Here is a 14,850-nt window from a genome sequence, read left to right as displayed (position 1 = left end):
ACCGGGAGGAAACCACGATGAGCGTACCCACAGCATTCGACGTCAGCCTGCTCGTGGCGACGATCGGCTGCGTCGCCGTGAACGGTTTCGAGGTGGTCGCGAAACTGCTGCGCGCACCGTTCGTGGTGCAGAACTGCGCGGCGGTCGGGATCGACCGGCGGTGGCTGCCGCACCTGGCGGCCGTCGAGGGCGCGGGCGTCGTCGGCCTGGTGCTCGGCCTCGCCGGGGTACCGCTGATCGGACTGGCCGCGGCCATCGGGCTGGTCGGCTTCTTCGTGATCGCCGTCGCCGTGCACATTCGCACCCGGGTGCTGCACAACATCGCGTTCCCCGTGGTGTTCCTGCTGCTCGCGGCGGCGTCGGTGGCGCACTTCGCGTGAGCCGCGAACGCCTCAGCGAACGGCGACCGACAACGCCTGCGCGATCGTCGTGCCCAGCGCGTGGGTGGCCGCCTCGGCCGGCGGGCCGATCTTCACGACCACGGGCCCGCCGAACGGCTGGCGTTCCAGCACCTCGACGCGGTCGCCGATCGTGATCGAACGGTCCGCGAGGAACCGCAACAGCTCGGGGTCGGTGTCCCACACGCGTGCGATCTCGCCGACCGCGCCCGCGGGCAGTTCGTCGAGCAGCCGGGTCGGTTCCTCGTCGATGCTGCCGTCGGGGGCGGGAATCGGGTCGCCGTGCGGGTCGCGCACCGGGTTGCCGAGTTTGGCGGCGATCCGCTCGACCAGCCGGTCGGACAGCACGTGTTCCAGCCGGTCGGCCTCGACGTGCACCTCGTCCCACGTGTAGCCGAGCTCGGAGACCAGATACGTCTCGATCAGCCGGTGCCTGCGCAGCACCGACCTGGCCAGCTGCATCCCGTCGGAGGTCAGGTCGATACCGCGGTACGGCACGTGCTCGACCAGACCCTGCTGCGCGAGCTTCGTCACCATGCCCGACGCCGACGACGGACTCACCTCGAGCCGGCCGGCCAGGGACGCGTTCGTCACCGACTCGCCGCGCTCGACGAGACCGTAGATCGCGCGCATGTAGTCCTCGATCGAGGACGAATGCCGGCCCGAATCGTCACTCATGCATACCAAGATACGGGCTCGGCCGGCGAGATCCGCCTCCCGCGGTCCACTCAGTGGCCCGGGCGCTCCTCGGGCAGCCACCGGTACTTGATCCAGCCCTCGACCGGCTTTCCGCCGAGCGAGGCGTAGAACGCCTCCGCCCGGTCGTTGCCCTCCTGCACGTCCCATTCGACGCGGCCGCTCGTGCGCCTGCCCAGTTCGAGCATGAGCTCGCGGCCCAGCCCGTACCTGCGGAACTCGGGTTTGACGAACAGGTCGTCCAGGAACACGCCCGGCCTGGCGTCCCAGCTCGGGAACGTCCAGGTGCACAGGGCCATGCCCGCGACCGCACCGTCGACCTCGGCGATCACCACCCACGCCTTCGGCTGCGGTCCGAACAGGTACCCGCTCATCTCGTCCCGGTCCAGGACGAGGTCGTCCTTGCCCTCGAATCGCGCGTGCTCCTCGATGAGCAGGCAGATGTCCTCGACGTCGTCCACTGTCGCATCGCGTACCGGCATGACGGGCAGTTCAGCACAGGTCAGGGCGCCTTCGCCAGCCCATTGGTCTATCGATCGATTGATCGGTCAGCTACGGTCGTGGACATGCCGACCGTCGAGCTCGAGCGCGCCGAGGGCGTCGCCACCATTCGCCTGAACCGTCCCGAGCGGCTGAACGCGGTCGCACCGGAGCTGGTCGAGGACCTGATCACCGCGCTCGACGCCGTGGCCGCCGACGAGGCCGTGCGGGCGGTCGTGCTCACCGGGGCAGGCCGGGCGTTCTGTGCAGGTCACGACCTCAAGGCGCCCACTCCTTCCGGAGACTCCCGTGCGCGCCTGGAGCGACTGCAGGACGTCACGCGCCGCCTCCGCGGCCTGCGGCAGCCCGTCCTCGCCGCGGTCCACGGCTACGCCATCGCGCCGGCGCCGAGTTCGCCCTCGGCTGCGACCTGGTCGTCGCCGCCGACGACGCGGTCCTCGCCTTCCCCGAGGCCGGCCTGGGACTGAGCGTGACGGGCGCGGCATCACGACTTCTCCCCCTGCTCGTCGGACCGCTGAAGGCGAAGGAACTGCTGTTGCTGGGCGAGCGCATCGACGCGGCGAAGGCCGCCGAACTGGGCCTGGTCAACGAGGTCGTGCCGCGCGCGGACCTACGGCGCCGCGTAGGCGAGCTGGCCGCGGCGATCGCCGCGAAACCGCCGCGTTCGGTGACGCTGGCCAAGCGCGCGGTCGACCACGGCATCGACGCCGCGCTGGAGGCCACGCTCGAACTCGAGGTGACGCACGCGCTGCTCACCGAGCACACGCCCGAGGTCACCCGCAGCGAGGAGGAGTTCCGATCGCGATGAGCCGGCACCTCGTGGAACTCGTCGACACGGCCGCCCGCAGCCGGCCGGACAAGGACGCGTGGATCTTCGACCGGACCGGCGAACGCGTGACGTTCGCCGACGTCGCCCGGCGCAGCCGCGCGTTCGCCGCCGCCCTCACCGCGCGCGGGGTCCGACCCGGCGACCGGGTGGCCGTCATGATCGACAACCGCCCCGAGTTCCCGCTGCTGTGGCTGGCGCTGGCCCGCCTCGGCGCGGCTCTCGTGCCGGTCAACACCGGGTACCGCGAGCTCGACGGCGGGCACGTCGTCGCCCACTCCGGCGCCAGCCTCGCCGTAGCCGCACCGGAGTTCGCCGAGCTGCTGCGGTCGGTCGCCCCCGGCACGGCGTTGCGCGCGGTCCTGACCACCGACGAGCTGGCAGCCGAGGCCGGCGGCACGGGCGCTGCGGCCGAACCGCCGCCGTTCACGCCGACCCCGGAGACGCCGACGAACATCCAGTACACGTCGGGCACCACGGGCGCGCCGAAGGGCTGCGTGCTGCCGAACCGCTACTGGACGACGCTGGCCGACGACCTGGCGACCGCGTTCCCGGCGATCACCGCCGACGACGTCATGCTCACCGCCCAACCGTTCCACTACATCGATCCACAGTGGAATGTCGCGTTGGGACTGCGCTCGGGCGCGACGTTGGTGGTGCTCGACCGATTCCACCCGTCGACGTTCTGGGCCAAGGTGCGCGAGCACGACGTCACCTGGTTCTACTGCCTCGGGCTGATGCCGACGCTGCTGCTGCGCATGCCGCCCTCGCCGGACGATCGCGCCCACCGCGTACGCGCGATCACCGCGTCGGCCGTCCCGCCCGAGCTGCATGCCGACCTCGAGGCCAGGTGGGGCGTTCGGTGGTACGAGGCGTTCGGGATGACCGAGACCGGCGGCGACATTCGGATGTATCCGGCCGACCACGACGAACTGGTCGGCAGCGGCTGTATCGGACGTCCCGCGGCCCACCGGGAGGTCGTGATCGCCGACGAGGACGGTGCGCCGGTCCCCCGCGGCACGGAGGGCGAGCTGCTGATCCGCGGCACCGGCCTCATGCATCGGTACCACGACGATCCCGACGCCACGGCCGCGGCGTTCCGCGGCGGGTGGTTCCACACCGGCGACCTCGCCCGCATGGACGAGGACGGACGGGTGTTCTTCGTCGGGCGCACCAAGGACATGATCCGGCGCAGTGGTGAGAACATCGCCGCCGACGAGGTGGAGCGGGCATTGTTGCTGCATCCGGACGTCGCGTCCGCGGCCGTCGTCGCCGTGCCGGACGAGCTGCGGGGCGAGGAGGTCAAGGCCTACGTCGTCCTGACCGCCGCGTGCGCCCCCGAGGAACTCGCCGCGTTCTGCGAACGGAAACTCGCCGGGTTCAAGGTTCCCCGCTTCTGGTCCATTGTGGACGACCTGCCGCGCACGCCGTCGGAACGGATCGCGAAGGGCCGGCTGCGCGAGGGCGATCAACGGGCCGGCGCCTACGACCGGAAGGCGGGCGGGTGGCTGTGACGAACCGGCAAGCGAAGACCTCCGGCCGGGACCGGGTGCACCGGGCGGCCGTGAAACTGTTCGCCACCAAGGGATTCCACGGCACGGGCATCCGCGATCTGGCCCAGGCCGCGCAGCTGTCGTCGGCGAGTCTGTACCACTACATGCCCACCAAGGAGCAGCTGCTCGCCGAGATCATGACCGACTCGCTGCAGAGCCTGCTCGACGCGGCGGTCGCCGCCGTGGAAGGCGTCGACGGCCCGGCCGAACGACTCGAACGGCTGGTTGTCGTGCACGTCACCAGGCACGCCCGCGAACCGTGGCGCACCCGCGTGGTCGACAACGAGGTCGATGCGCTGTCGAACGCCTCACGGCGCAGCGTCGTCGCCCTCCGCGACGCCTACGAGAAACTGTGGGCCGACGCCATCGACGATGGGCTACGCGCCGGCGTGTTCACGACCGCCCAGCCGGCCGCGACCCGACTGGCGCTGCTGGACATGTGCAACGGCGTGGCCAGGTGGTTCTCGCCACGTGGACCGCTGCCGGCGCAGGCGTTGGCCGAGCACTACGCGGACCTGGCCCTGGGCATGCTCGGCGCAGCGCCCAGGCCGGCGTGAGCGCACCGGCCACACCTGCAAAACCGCAGCGCCGAGGGGGTGGCGCTTGCCCCGGAGGCGATGCTAAGGGACGCTCGTGGGGTGAGTGAACAGACAATCCACCTGGAACTCAACGACGCGGGCGTCGCGCCCGGGCTTCCCACCCCCGCCGATCCGCGGGATCACATCCACGATGTGCCGTATCGGCCCGTCGAGTTCCGAGACGACGATCTCCCCGCCGCTCTGGAGCGCGGCGCGGCATGGCTTCGACAGGCACAGCAGTGGTTGGGTGAGTCCGCGGACGTCATCGCGGTCCACCTCGACTACGACGACCGGGACGGTTATCCGTACTACAACCTGAAGATCCTCTGCAACGAGGAGGATCTGGCAGGGGTGCCACTCGCCATCAGGGACAGCGCCCGGTCCTGAGCACCACCCTCACCGCATCCGCGGTCCGGTTTCACGTCCCCGGGAATGCCCTGCGACCAGGGCGTCCCGGGGACGTTCGCCGCCATGGGTCAGACGCCGTGACGGGCGTCGCCCGCCACGAGTTCCGTCACCTGCGCCTCGCCGCGCACCGAGAACGGACGCCGGCGATAGGCCGTCACGGCCAGACGGACGTCCTCCTGCACCAGGTCGCCGTTGATCTGCGCCGCCGTGAATGCACCGGCCGCCGCGGCCCCGCCGACCTGCGCGGACGGATCCGTCACGTTTCCCGCGGCCCACACACCGGGCACCGCCGTCTGCCCCCGCGCGTCGACCGGCAGGTGGTCGCCGGCGCCGGACGGATGCTCCTGCGCGCGCAGCCCGATGCCGTCGAGGAACCCGGCACGCGCGGTCATGCGCGTGCCCACGGCGACCACATCCCGCGCGACGACCGACCCGTCGGACATCCGCACCCCGGTGATGCGGTCCTCGGCGACCACGAGCTCCTCGACGTCGCCGTCGACGATGCGGATGTCCCGTGCGCGCAACTGCTCGGCCTCGTCGGCGGACAGCGTCGTGCCGCGGGCGAAGAACGTCACGTCGGCGCTCCACTGGCGGAACAACGACACCTGGTGCAGCGCCATCGGACCGTTGGCCAGCACGCCGATCGCCCGGTCGCGCACCTCCCAGCCGTGGCAGTACGGGCAATGCACGACGTCGCGGCCCCACCGGTGCCGCAGCCCGGCGATGTCCGGTAGCTCGTCGACCAGACCGGTCGTCACGAGCACGCGGCGGGCATGCAGCATGCGCCCCTCCGACGTCGACACCGTGAAGGCGGGATCGTCGTTGTCGGGGTCGGTGCTGGTGGCCGGGTGCACGGCGTCGACCTCGGCGGTCACGACCTCCCCGCCGTAGGACCGGACCTCGTCGCGGCCACGTTCGAGCAGTTCGGCCGGCGCCACGCCCTCGCGCGCGAACAGGCCGTGCACCGCGGTCGCGGGCGCGTTGCGCGGCTCGCCGGCATCCAGCACGAGCACTGTGCGGCGCGCGCGGGCCAGCATCAACGCGGCGTTCAGACCGGCCGCACCGCCGCCGATCACGACGACGTCGTAGCCGTCTGGGGCCGGGATCGTCATGGGCTTCTCCTCGTTCGTCACCTGCGAATACCTCCGCCGTCGACTCTGCCCCACCGCGCGAGGAGGTGGCAAACATGTTTGCCGTTCTAGCAATATCGAGGTATGGACGACGACCTGGGGCCCGCACTCGACGCGGTGGGACCACGACTGCGGGCGCTGCGGACCCAACACGGGCAGACACTCGCGGAGCTGTCCGAGCGGACGAACATCTCGGTGAGCACGCTGTCGCGCCTGGAATCGGGTGCGCGCCGGCCGACGCTGGAACTGCTGCTGCCGCTGGCGAAGGCGCACGGCGTGGCGCTGGACGAACTCGTCGACGCGCCGCCGACCGGGGACCCGCGGGTGCACCTGCGCCCGGTAACCAGGGGCGACATGACGATGCTGCCGCTGACCCGCCGTCCCGGCGGGATCCAGGCGTACAAGATCGTGCTGCCCGGCTGCGAGACGCCGCCCGAGCCGGACCCGCGCACGCACGAGGGCTACGAATGGATGTACGTGCTGAACGGCCGCCTGCGCGTCGTCCTCGGCGACCACGACCTCGTGCTCACGCCCGGCGAGGCGGCCGAGTTCGACACCCGCGTCCCGCACTGGTTCGCTCCGCCGACTGCGCGCCGGTCGAGTTCCTCAGCCTGTTCGGCAAGCAGGGCGAACGGGCCCACCTCCGCGCCGCCCCCAAATCCACCCGCCCCTGAAGCGCTCCGGTGGCCCCATGGGGCCACGGGGGCTTCTTCGGCGGTGTTGTGGAAGGCGGCTTGTGGGGAGCGTCGGCGCAGTAGTCTGCTGGCATGATCACGTGCTCCGTGTGGTGGGCGACGCCGGTGGAGGACACCGCCGCGCATCGCGAGCTGCTCACCGACGTCGAACGCGCACGGTTCGAGGCGTACCGCCGCGGCGAGGATCGCCGGCGGTTCCTCACCGGCCGGGTGCTGGCGAAGACCGTCGTGGGACGGCAGCTCGGCGTTCCCGCCGGCACCGTCGTGTTCGACGCGAGCTGCGAGGACTGCGACAAGCAGCACGGACCGCCGCGCGTGCCCGGCAGCGACCTCGAACTGTCGATCTCGCATTCCGGCGAACGCGTCGGCCTGGCCGTCACGGCGGGCGCCAAGGTGGGCCTCGACGTCGAGACGACGACCCGCCGCGCCGACGACGGCCTCCTCGAGTACACCCTCAGTCCCGCGGAGCGTTCCGCGGTCGCCGCGCTCGGCGACGACGCGCGCACCCGCGCGTTCTTCCGCTACTGGACCGGCAAGGAAGCGCTGATGAAGGCCACCGGCAAGGGCCTGCGCATCCCGCTGACCAGCCTCACCCTGGCGCCGCCGGACCAGCCGCCCGGTCTCGTCTCCTCCGCCGACCCGGCACTCGACGCCGCCGCCACCCGACTCGCCCCACTCACCCCCGGCGACGGCTACGACGCCGCGGTCGCGGTGCTGACCACCGAGGAGCTGGACGTCACAGAACGCTGGTGGAGCCCCGCCACGCTGGGAAACTGACGGCATGGACGCCGCGCGGCTGGTGGAGGAGTTCCGGCACGGGGATTTCCTGCTCGCCACCGACGAGCGGACGATCCTCGGCGCCGGCATCGCCCACGAGGTCGTCGACACCGACGAGGACGCACTCGCCGACCACGTCACCCGCCTGCTCACGGCCGCCCGCTCCGAATCCGACGCCGGCGAGCTGCCCACTGCGGTGGGTGTGCTGCCGTTCGACGCCGCGTCGGGCACCCCCGCGCGGATGGTCGTGCCGGCGACGCTTCGCACCGCGGGCCCACCGCAGCCCCGCCGACTGCGCCGCCGTGAGGTGCCCGAACCCGTCGCGATCGGCGCCGTTCCCGCCGAGGAGGCGCACATGGCCGCCGTGGCGAAGGCCGTCACCGAGCTCGGCGTGCGAGATCTGCGCAAGGTCGTGCTGGCCAGGGCGCTCGACGTCGAGTTCACCGAGCCGGTCCCGACGGAGGCCGTCGTCGGCAACCTCGCCAGGGACAACCGGCACGGCTACGTGTTCGCCGCCGGCCTGCCGGGCGATCGCGCGCTGGTGGGGGCGAGTCCGGAGCTGCTGATCGCGCGCCACGGCAGCCGCGTCGTGTCACACCCGTACGCAGGATCGATGCCGCGCGCCGCCGATTCCGACGCCGACGCCGCGAACGCACGCACGCTGCTGGACTCGAAGAAGGACCGCGAGGAGCACGCCGTCCTCGTCGACGCGGTGACCGAGACGTTGCGGCCGTTCTGCCGCCACCTCGACGTGCCCGGCGAACCGACGCTCGAACGCACGCCCACCATGTGGCACCTGGGCACACGCATCGTGGGCGAACTCGCCGATCCGGAGGTCACGGCGCTGCACCTGGCCGTCGCGCTGCACCCGACCCCGGCGATCTGCGGAACACCGACCCCGTCGGCCCGGGAGCTGGTGCGCGAACTGGAACCGTTCGACCGCGGCTACTACGCGGGCGCGGTGGGCTGGGTGGATGCCGACGGCGACGGCGAATGGGCCGTGTCGATCCGCTGCGCCGACACGGGCGGCCGGGACCTGCGGATGTACGCGGGCGGCGGCATCGTGCCGGACTCGGATCCCCACGCGGAACTGGACGAGACGTCGGCGAAGTTCGCGACGCTGGCCCGTGCCATGGGACTCGACACGGGCAGATGAGAGCGCACCACCGGCGGCCGCGTGGACACGGCGATCCGGCGGCGGAGGGTCAAGGACCGTCCGTGGGCGGCGCGGTCGTGCAGAACACGCCGCCCACGGACGTACGCGTCACTTGAGAGCGTTGATCAGGCTTCGCGCTGACGGTCGCCGAGGCCGGCGGCCCGACGGTCAGGGTCGATGCCCGCCTGCTCCAACAGCGCGGCAACCTTCACGGCGCCGAGCCCGGGAACGGCCTTGAGCAGCTGGGTGACCTTCGTCTTCCCAACCGTCTTGTCGTCCTTCGCGCGGTTCAGCACCTTCTCGATGCTCTCCGAACCGTCCTTGATCGACGCAAGCAGCTCCGAGCGCGCCTTGCGAGCCTCGGCCGCCTTGGCCAGGGCTTCCTGGCGCTGTTCCGGAGTCAACGTGGGCAGAGCAACGTACCTTTCCTTTCTTCTCGGGTGCCGCTTGTGCAGCGGCGACAACCCGGGTCCCCAGGTGCTTGCCCGAGCAAGCGCTGGCCAGGCCGTCTCTTACCACGGGCCCAGTAAACGCCAAGAACCCCGCATGCGCGAAATCGACACGCGATGACCCCCCGTCCGAGGCATGCAGGTCAGAGCCCACACCTCAGGATGACCACTGGGGGTAACCGTTATTCACGGTTCTCCCGGAGAACGGACATGGCGGCTAGGCTCGCGCTCGAGCCCAGTTCATGGACCCCCGGGAGCCTCAATGTTGAGCACGATGCAGGACGCCCCCCTTTCGATCTCCGACCTCCTCAAGCACGGATCCAAGCTCCACGCCGGCAGCGAGGTGGTCACGTGGACGGGTTCGGAACCGCGCCGACGAAGCTTCGGCGAGGTGGGTGAGCGTTCGGCGCAGCTGGCACACGCCCTTCGCGACCTGGGCGTTACCGGCGATCAGCGCGTCGGCACCTTCATGTGGAACAACGCCGAGCACCTCGAGGCCTACCTCGCGATCCCGTCGATGGGCGCGGTGCTGCACACCCTGAACATCCGGCTGTTCCCCGAGCAGCTGGTGTACGTGGCGGACCACGCCGAGGACTACGTCATCATCGTCGACGGAACGCTGGTCCCGTTGCTGAACAAGCCCCTCGCCGAGATGAAGACCGTCCGGCACGTGGTGGTGGCCAACGGCGACCCGTCGACCGTCGAGGCGCCCGACGGGGTGCAGGTGCACTCGTACGAGGACCTGCTCGCCGGCAAGCCCACGGAGTTCGACTGGCCCGCCGTCGACGAGCGCTCGGCCGCCGCGATGTGCTACACGTCCGGCACGACCGGCGACCCCAAGGGCGTGTCGTACTCGCACCGGTCGATCTGGCTGCACTCGATGCAGATCTGCATGTCGGACAGCATGCGACTGTCGGACGTCGACCGCACGCTCGTCATCGTGCCGCAGTTCCACGCCATGTCGTGGGGCGTGCCCTACGCGGCGTTCATGGTGGGCGCCTCGCTGATCATGCCGGACCGGTTCCTGCAGCCGGGGCCGATCGCCGAGATCCTCGCGGCCGAGAAGCCGACGCACGCGGCCGCGGTGCCGACGATCTGGCAGGGCCTGCTCCAGCACCTGGAGGCCAACCCGCAGGACATCTCGCACCTGAACGAGGTCGTGGTCGGCGGTTCGGCGGCGCCGCCGTCGCTGATGCACGCGTTCGAGGAGAACTACGGCGTGCCGGTGCTGCACGCGTGGGGCATGACGGAGACCTCGCCGCTGGGCAGCGTGGCGCGTGCGCCGCGCGGCGCGACGGGCGACGAGGCGTGGAGCTACCGCTACACGCAGGGCCGGTTCCCGGCGGGCGTGCGGGCGCGGCTCATCGACGACGACGGCAACGAGGTCCCCTGGGACGGCACCAGCGTCGGCGAGCTCGAGGTGTCGGGTCCGTGGATCGCGGGCGCGTACCACAAGGACTCCGACCCGGAGAAGTTCCGCGACGGCTGGCTGCGCACGGGCGACGTCGGCAAGATCACGCCGAACGGCTACCTGACGCTCACCGACCGGTCGAAGGACGTGATCAAGTCCGGTGGTGAGTGGATCTCGTCGGTCGACCTGGAGAACCAGTCATGGCACACGAGGCGGTCGCGGAGGCGGCGGTCATCGGCGTGCCGGACGAGAAGTGGGACGAACGGCCGCTGGTGGCGGTCGTCGTCAAGGAGGGCCAGTCGGTGACGGCCGAGCAGCTGCGGGACTTCCTGAGCGACAAGGTCGCCAAGTGGCAGCTGCCCGAGCACTGGACGTTCGTGCCCGAGGTGCCGAAGACGAGCGTCGGCAAGTTCGACAAGAAGCGCATCCGGGCCGCCCACGCCGAGGGCAAACTCGACATCTCCACTTCTAGGCGCCCCGACCAGCCCAACGGTTTCAGGCTCCCGAGGCATGGTCGCCATCAGGCGCAGCCGCGCGCCAGCGCGTCGTTGGGGGGTGGTGGTCGGGCGACGGGCGGGCACGACCATGGGGCCCTCGGGAGCTTTGACGTGGGCGGGGAACGTCACTGCGGGTGAGGGGCGGGATCGTCCGGTGTGATCTGAATGGCGCAACGCGGTTTACAGCTCGCCGTGGAGGCATAACAATCCCCCGACATGCGCGGACGACTCTTCACGGTGCTCCTGGCGGCCGTCACGGCATCGACCATCCTGCAACCGGTGGCCACCGCCGGCGCCCCCGCCCCGTCCGCCGACGCCGGGAAATCCGCGGAGGACGAGGCCATCGACTACCACGAGTGGGAGACCGCCGACGAGTTCGATGCCGGCACCCGCACCGGCGTACGGGCCGACGCGAACGGGCTCCGCCTCACCGACCCGCAGCGTCCGCGACGGCCACGAGGCCGGCAGTTGGACCTCCCCGACGTACGAGCCCGGGTTCGACGCCTCCGAGCTCATCGCCTCGTGGAACGCCCGCACCCCGCCCGGCACGTGGGTCGAGGTCGAGGCCAAGGCCACGACGGCCGCCGGTGCCGACACGCAGTGGTTCACGCTCGGCCGCTGGGCCTACGGCGACCAGGACATCGAGCGCACCAGCGTCGACGGCCAGTCCGACGACCACGCGTCGGTCTCCACCGACACGCTCGTCGCCAAGGACGGGGTCGCGTTCCGCGCCTACCAGCTGCGCGTGACGCTGCTGCGCGCCGAGGGCAGCGACGCCACGCCCGTCGTCGAGCGCGTCGGCGCGATGACCTCCGACGTGCCCGACCGGTTCGAACCGACCCTCACCGAACCCGGCGAGGCCGCGGGCACCGAGCTCGACGTGCCCACCTACGCCCAGAACGTGCACGCCGGCAACTACCCCGAGTACGGCGGTGGCGGCCAGGCCTGGTGCAGTCCCACGTCGACCACGATGGTCGCCGAGTACTGGGGCGTCGGCCCGACCGACGAGCAGATGTCGTGGCTGCCCGCGGACTACCCGGACAAGCCGGTCGCACACGCCGCGCGGCACACCTACGACTACGCCTACGAGGGCACCGGCAACTGGCCGTTCAACACCGCGTACGCCTCGGAGTACGGCCTCAAGGGACACATCACCCGGCTGCATTCGTTGACAGAACTGGAAAGCTACATCGCCCGCGGCGTCCCGGTCATCACGTCCCAGTCGTTCCTGGAGTCCGAACTGGACGGTGCGGGCTACGGCACGGCGGGACACCTGTTCGTGGTCGTGGGCTTCACCGAGGACGGCGACGTGATCGTCAACGACCCGGCCTCGCCGTCGAACGACCAGGTCCGCCGCGTGTACGACCGCGCCCAGTTCGAGACGATCTGGCAGCGCACCCAGCGCTACACCGAGGACGGCTCGGTCGCGAGCGGCTCCGGCGGCATCGCCTACATCATCGAGGGCACCAACCCCGGGGCTTCGAACAACGCGGCTCCGAGCACCGGGGAGCGGCGCTGATTCCCGGCAGGCACCTGTTCGACGACGTCGAGTATCCCGAGGATCCGTACCCGGGTGCCGGCCGGGCGTCTCGTACGTGCACGTCGACGGAGCGGGGTACGAGCTCACCCCGGAGCTGCTCGAGTCCGTGCGCCACGAGCGGATTCCCGTGCTGGCCTACGGGTCGAACGTCTGCCCTTCGAAGATCACGTGGCTGCGGGAGGAACTCGGCCTGCCCGGGCCCGCGGTCGTGGCCCGTGCCGAGTGCCGCGATCTGGCCGCCGTGTGGTCGACCGGACTTCGTCCGCGGGACGGCCAACGTCCCGCGACGCTCACGGCGGCGCCCGGGGTCACCGAGTGGCACGCCGTGTGGTTCGCGACGCCCGAGCAGGTGCAGGCCCTCGACGTCTGCGAGGCCCGCGGCGCCGCCTACGACCTGGCCCGCCTCCACAGTGGACGGGTCCGACTCGAGAACGGCTCGGTGCTCGAGGAGGTGTACGCCTACGTCGGACGCGACGAGGGTCGCATGCCCCTGCTCGTCGGCGGCGAGCCGGTGCGCATGGACGAGCTGCCCCAGCGCAAGGCCGCGATGCTCACCGGCACCGCGGCCACGACGCACGGCCTGGACGTGACCGTGCTGCCGGTCAGCCGAGGAGCTTGCCCGGGTTGAGGATGCCGGTCGGGTCGACGGCCTGCTTCGCCGCCTTCAGAACCTCCCGGCCCACGTACCCGATCTCCGCCTCGAGGTAGGGCGCGTGGTCGGTTCCCACGGCGTGGTGGTGGGAGATCGTGCCGACCCGATCGTCCGAGATGGACTCGCACGCGGCGGTTTTCGCCCGCTGCCACTGGCCGACGGGGTCCTCGGCCGACTGCGGGGTCAACACCGTGAAGTACAGCGAGGCGCCGGTCTCGTAGGCGTGCGAGACGTGGCACATGATCAGCGGGTCGCCGAGTTCCCTGCGCAGTGCGGTGCGCACGCGGTCGTAGAGCGTGCCGATCTTCGACCAGTGCGTCGCGGTCTCGAGGGTCTCGACGCACACGCCGGCGTCGAGGAGCGCGTCGCGCTGCCGCGGTCCGCCGAACCGTCCGCGCAGCCAGGCCTGCGCGGGCGCGGGTGACAGCCACACGGCTCCCCCACCTCGCAACACCCGCATCGCGGCCTTGCGCCGATGCGCCGATTCGCCGTGCCAGCCGAGCACGAGCAGGCACGGTTCCGCCACACCGCGGGCTCCGAGGTAACGTCGCAGCACGCCGGTCTTCCAACTTCCCGCCAGCTGCAGGGAGACCCGGGTCTCATCCACATCGGACAGCCGGCTGATGTCGGCGAGCAGACCCTGCTGGGCCAACTGCCGCACGAGCGCGCAGCCGCGCTCCCAGCCGTCGACGGCGACGGCCTCGTAGTGCTCGGTCGTGGGAACCGGCCGTACGCGGACGGCGACCTCGGTGATGACGCCGAGCGCGCCCTCGCTGCCGACCGCGAGCTGGCGCAGATCGGGCCCGGCGGCCGACGCCGGGGCGACGCCGAGCCGCCATTCGCCGCGTGGCGTGGCGAGGCGGACGCCCGACACCATGTCCTCGAACCGTCCGTATCCCGACGACGCCTGCCCGGCCGAGCGGGTCGCCGCGAATCCGCCGATCGTCGCGCGTTCGTAGGACTGCGGCACGTGGCCGAGCGTGAATCCGTGGGCCGACAACATCCGTTCGGCGTCCGGTGCCCGCACCCCCGCTTGCAGGACGGCGATGTGCGACACCGGGTCGACCGACACGAGACGGTTCAGCCGTTCCAGGTCCAGTACGACAACGGCGTCCTTGTCGCCCGCCGACGCGGTGACACCGCCGACGACCGACGTGCCACCGCCGAACGGGACGACGCCGATGTCGTGCGCCACGCAGACGTCGAGCACCCGCTGCACCTGGTCGGGATCGGCCGGGAGCACGACGGCGTCCGGCACGGCGATGCCCGCCGCCGGATTCCGCCTGCGCAGCAGATCCACATAGGACATGCCGCCGCTGCGCTCGAGTCGGTCGCGCGACTCGCCGAGGACGTGCCGCGGCCCGACGACGTCGACGAGCGCGCCGCGCGCGGCTCCGGCAGGCGCGACGGCGCGGCGGCGATGGCCGAGTCCGGCGCGACGGGGTCGCTCGGCGTCAGGTCGCCGATCCGCCTGCTGAGCCAGCGCAGCTCGCGCTCGCCGAGATGCGCGGCGTCGGCGCCCTCGGTCGTCCAGGATCCGCGGAGTCGGTGGTCCAGACTGTCGGTCATGGTTAGAGTGTGAC

10 protein-coding genes and 6 pseudogenes are annotated in these 14,850 nt (G+C 71.3%); 11 read left to right on the top strand and 5 right to left on the bottom strand.

Going from position 1 to position 14,850, the window contains the following annotated elements:
* The first annotated feature begins 17 nt into the window (after positions 1–17).
* On the top strand, positions 18–380 hold the full coding sequence (locus BJF85_RS22480) for a DoxX family protein (RefSeq protein ID WP_075850008.1): 363 nt from the start codon (positions 18–20) through the stop codon (positions 378–380).
* Positions 381–392: 12 nt separating this feature from the next.
* Here the strand turns inward: BJF85_RS22480 and BJF85_RS22475 are convergent, their stop codons facing one another.
* Positions 393–1,076, bottom strand: coding sequence for a metal-dependent transcriptional regulator (locus tag BJF85_RS22475; RefSeq protein ID WP_075850007.1), 684 nt, complete (start codon positions 1,074–1,076; stop codon positions 393–395).
* Positions 1,077–1,126: 50 nt separating this feature from the next.
* Positions 1,127–1,576, bottom strand: coding sequence for a GNAT family N-acetyltransferase (locus BJF85_RS22470; protein WP_075850006.1), 450 nt, complete (start codon positions 1,574–1,576; stop codon positions 1,127–1,129).
* A gap of 84 nt (positions 1,577–1,660) precedes the next feature.
* Between BJF85_RS22470 and BJF85_RS22465 the strand changes: the two are divergent.
* The 4 genes and pseudogenes from BJF85_RS22465 to BJF85_RS22450 all read left to right on the top strand — a co-directional run bounded on the left by BJF85_RS22465 (position 1,661) and on the right by BJF85_RS22450 (position 4,939).
* Positions 1,661–2,403: pseudogene (locus tag BJF85_RS22465) on the top strand (enoyl-CoA hydratase/isomerase family protein).
* Entirely contained in the window at positions 2,400–3,935 is a 1,536-nt protein-coding gene (locus BJF85_RS22460) for an AMP-binding protein (protein WP_075850005.1), read from the top strand. The pseudogene BJF85_RS22465 and the gene BJF85_RS22460 overlap by 4 nt, the downstream one beginning before the upstream one ends.
* Positions 3,932–4,531: a TetR/AcrR family transcriptional regulator gene (locus BJF85_RS22455; RefSeq protein WP_075850004.1), complete on the top strand. Its 600-nt coding sequence runs from the start codon at positions 3,932–3,934 to the stop codon at positions 4,529–4,531. Before BJF85_RS22460 ends, BJF85_RS22455 begins: the two co-directional genes overlap by 4 nt.
* 81 nt (positions 4,532–4,612) lie before the next feature.
* Positions 4,613–4,939, top strand: coding sequence for a hypothetical protein (locus BJF85_RS22450; RefSeq protein ID WP_075850003.1), 327 nt, complete (start codon positions 4,613–4,615; stop codon positions 4,937–4,939).
* 89 nt (positions 4,940–5,028) lie between these two features.
* On the opposite strand, the gene BJF85_RS22445 is transcribed toward BJF85_RS22450, so the two are convergent.
* The gene (locus BJF85_RS22445) at positions 5,029–6,072 is read right to left on the bottom strand and encodes an NAD(P)/FAD-dependent oxidoreductase (RefSeq protein ID WP_075850107.1); all 1,044 of its coding nucleotides are present in this window, start codon (positions 6,070–6,072) and stop codon (positions 5,029–5,031) included.
* A 102-nt stretch (positions 6,073–6,174) separates the two neighbouring features.
* Here BJF85_RS22445 and BJF85_RS22440 point away from each other — a divergent pair.
* From BJF85_RS22440 to BJF85_RS22430, 3 genes and pseudogenes are all read left to right on the top strand, one after another.
* Positions 6,175–6,764, top strand: a pseudogene (locus BJF85_RS22440) (helix-turn-helix domain-containing protein).
* A 93-nt stretch (positions 6,765–6,857) separates the two neighbouring features.
* Positions 6,858–7,562: a 4'-phosphopantetheinyl transferase superfamily protein gene (locus BJF85_RS22435; protein ID WP_075850002.1), complete on the top strand. Its 705-nt coding sequence runs from the start codon at positions 6,858–6,860 to the stop codon at positions 7,560–7,562.
* 4 nt (positions 7,563–7,566) lie between these two features.
* Positions 7,567–8,718, top strand: coding sequence for an isochorismate synthase (locus BJF85_RS22430; protein WP_075850001.1), 1,152 nt, complete (start codon positions 7,567–7,569; stop codon positions 8,716–8,718).
* 108 nt (positions 8,719–8,826) lie between these two features.
* Here BJF85_RS22430 and mihF read toward each other — a convergent pair.
* A pseudogene (mihF, locus tag BJF85_RS22425) lies at positions 8,827–9,122 on the bottom strand (integration host factor, actinobacterial type).
* 307 nt (positions 9,123–9,429) lie between these two features.
* On the opposite strand from mihF, the pseudogene BJF85_RS22420 reads away from it, so the two are divergent.
* From BJF85_RS22420 to BJF85_RS22410, 3 genes and pseudogenes are all read left to right on the top strand, one after another.
* Positions 9,430–11,042, top strand: a pseudogene (locus BJF85_RS22420) (long-chain fatty acid--CoA ligase); the annotation flags it as partial.
* A gap of 249 nt (positions 11,043–11,291) precedes the next feature.
* Positions 11,292–12,594 (top strand): annotated as a pseudogene (locus tag BJF85_RS22415) (peptidase C39 family protein).
* A gap of 76 nt (positions 12,595–12,670) precedes the next feature.
* Entirely contained in the window at positions 12,671–13,243 is a 573-nt protein-coding gene (locus BJF85_RS22410) for a gamma-glutamylcyclotransferase (RefSeq protein ID WP_075850000.1), read from the top strand.
* Here the strand turns inward: BJF85_RS22410 and BJF85_RS22405 are convergent.
* Positions 13,218–14,836: pseudogene (locus tag BJF85_RS22405) on the bottom strand (FAD-binding oxidoreductase). The gene BJF85_RS22410 and the pseudogene BJF85_RS22405 overlap by 26 nt on opposite strands.
* Positions 14,837–14,850 lie beyond the last annotated feature (14 nt).

It is taken from the genome of Saccharomonospora sp. CUA-673, from assembly GCF_001942305.1.
Taxonomy (GTDB): domain Bacteria; phylum Actinomycetota; class Actinomycetes; order Mycobacteriales; family Pseudonocardiaceae; genus Prauserella.
Note: the sequence above shows the minus strand (reverse complement) of the source record. Positions and strands in the feature narration are given on the sequence as shown.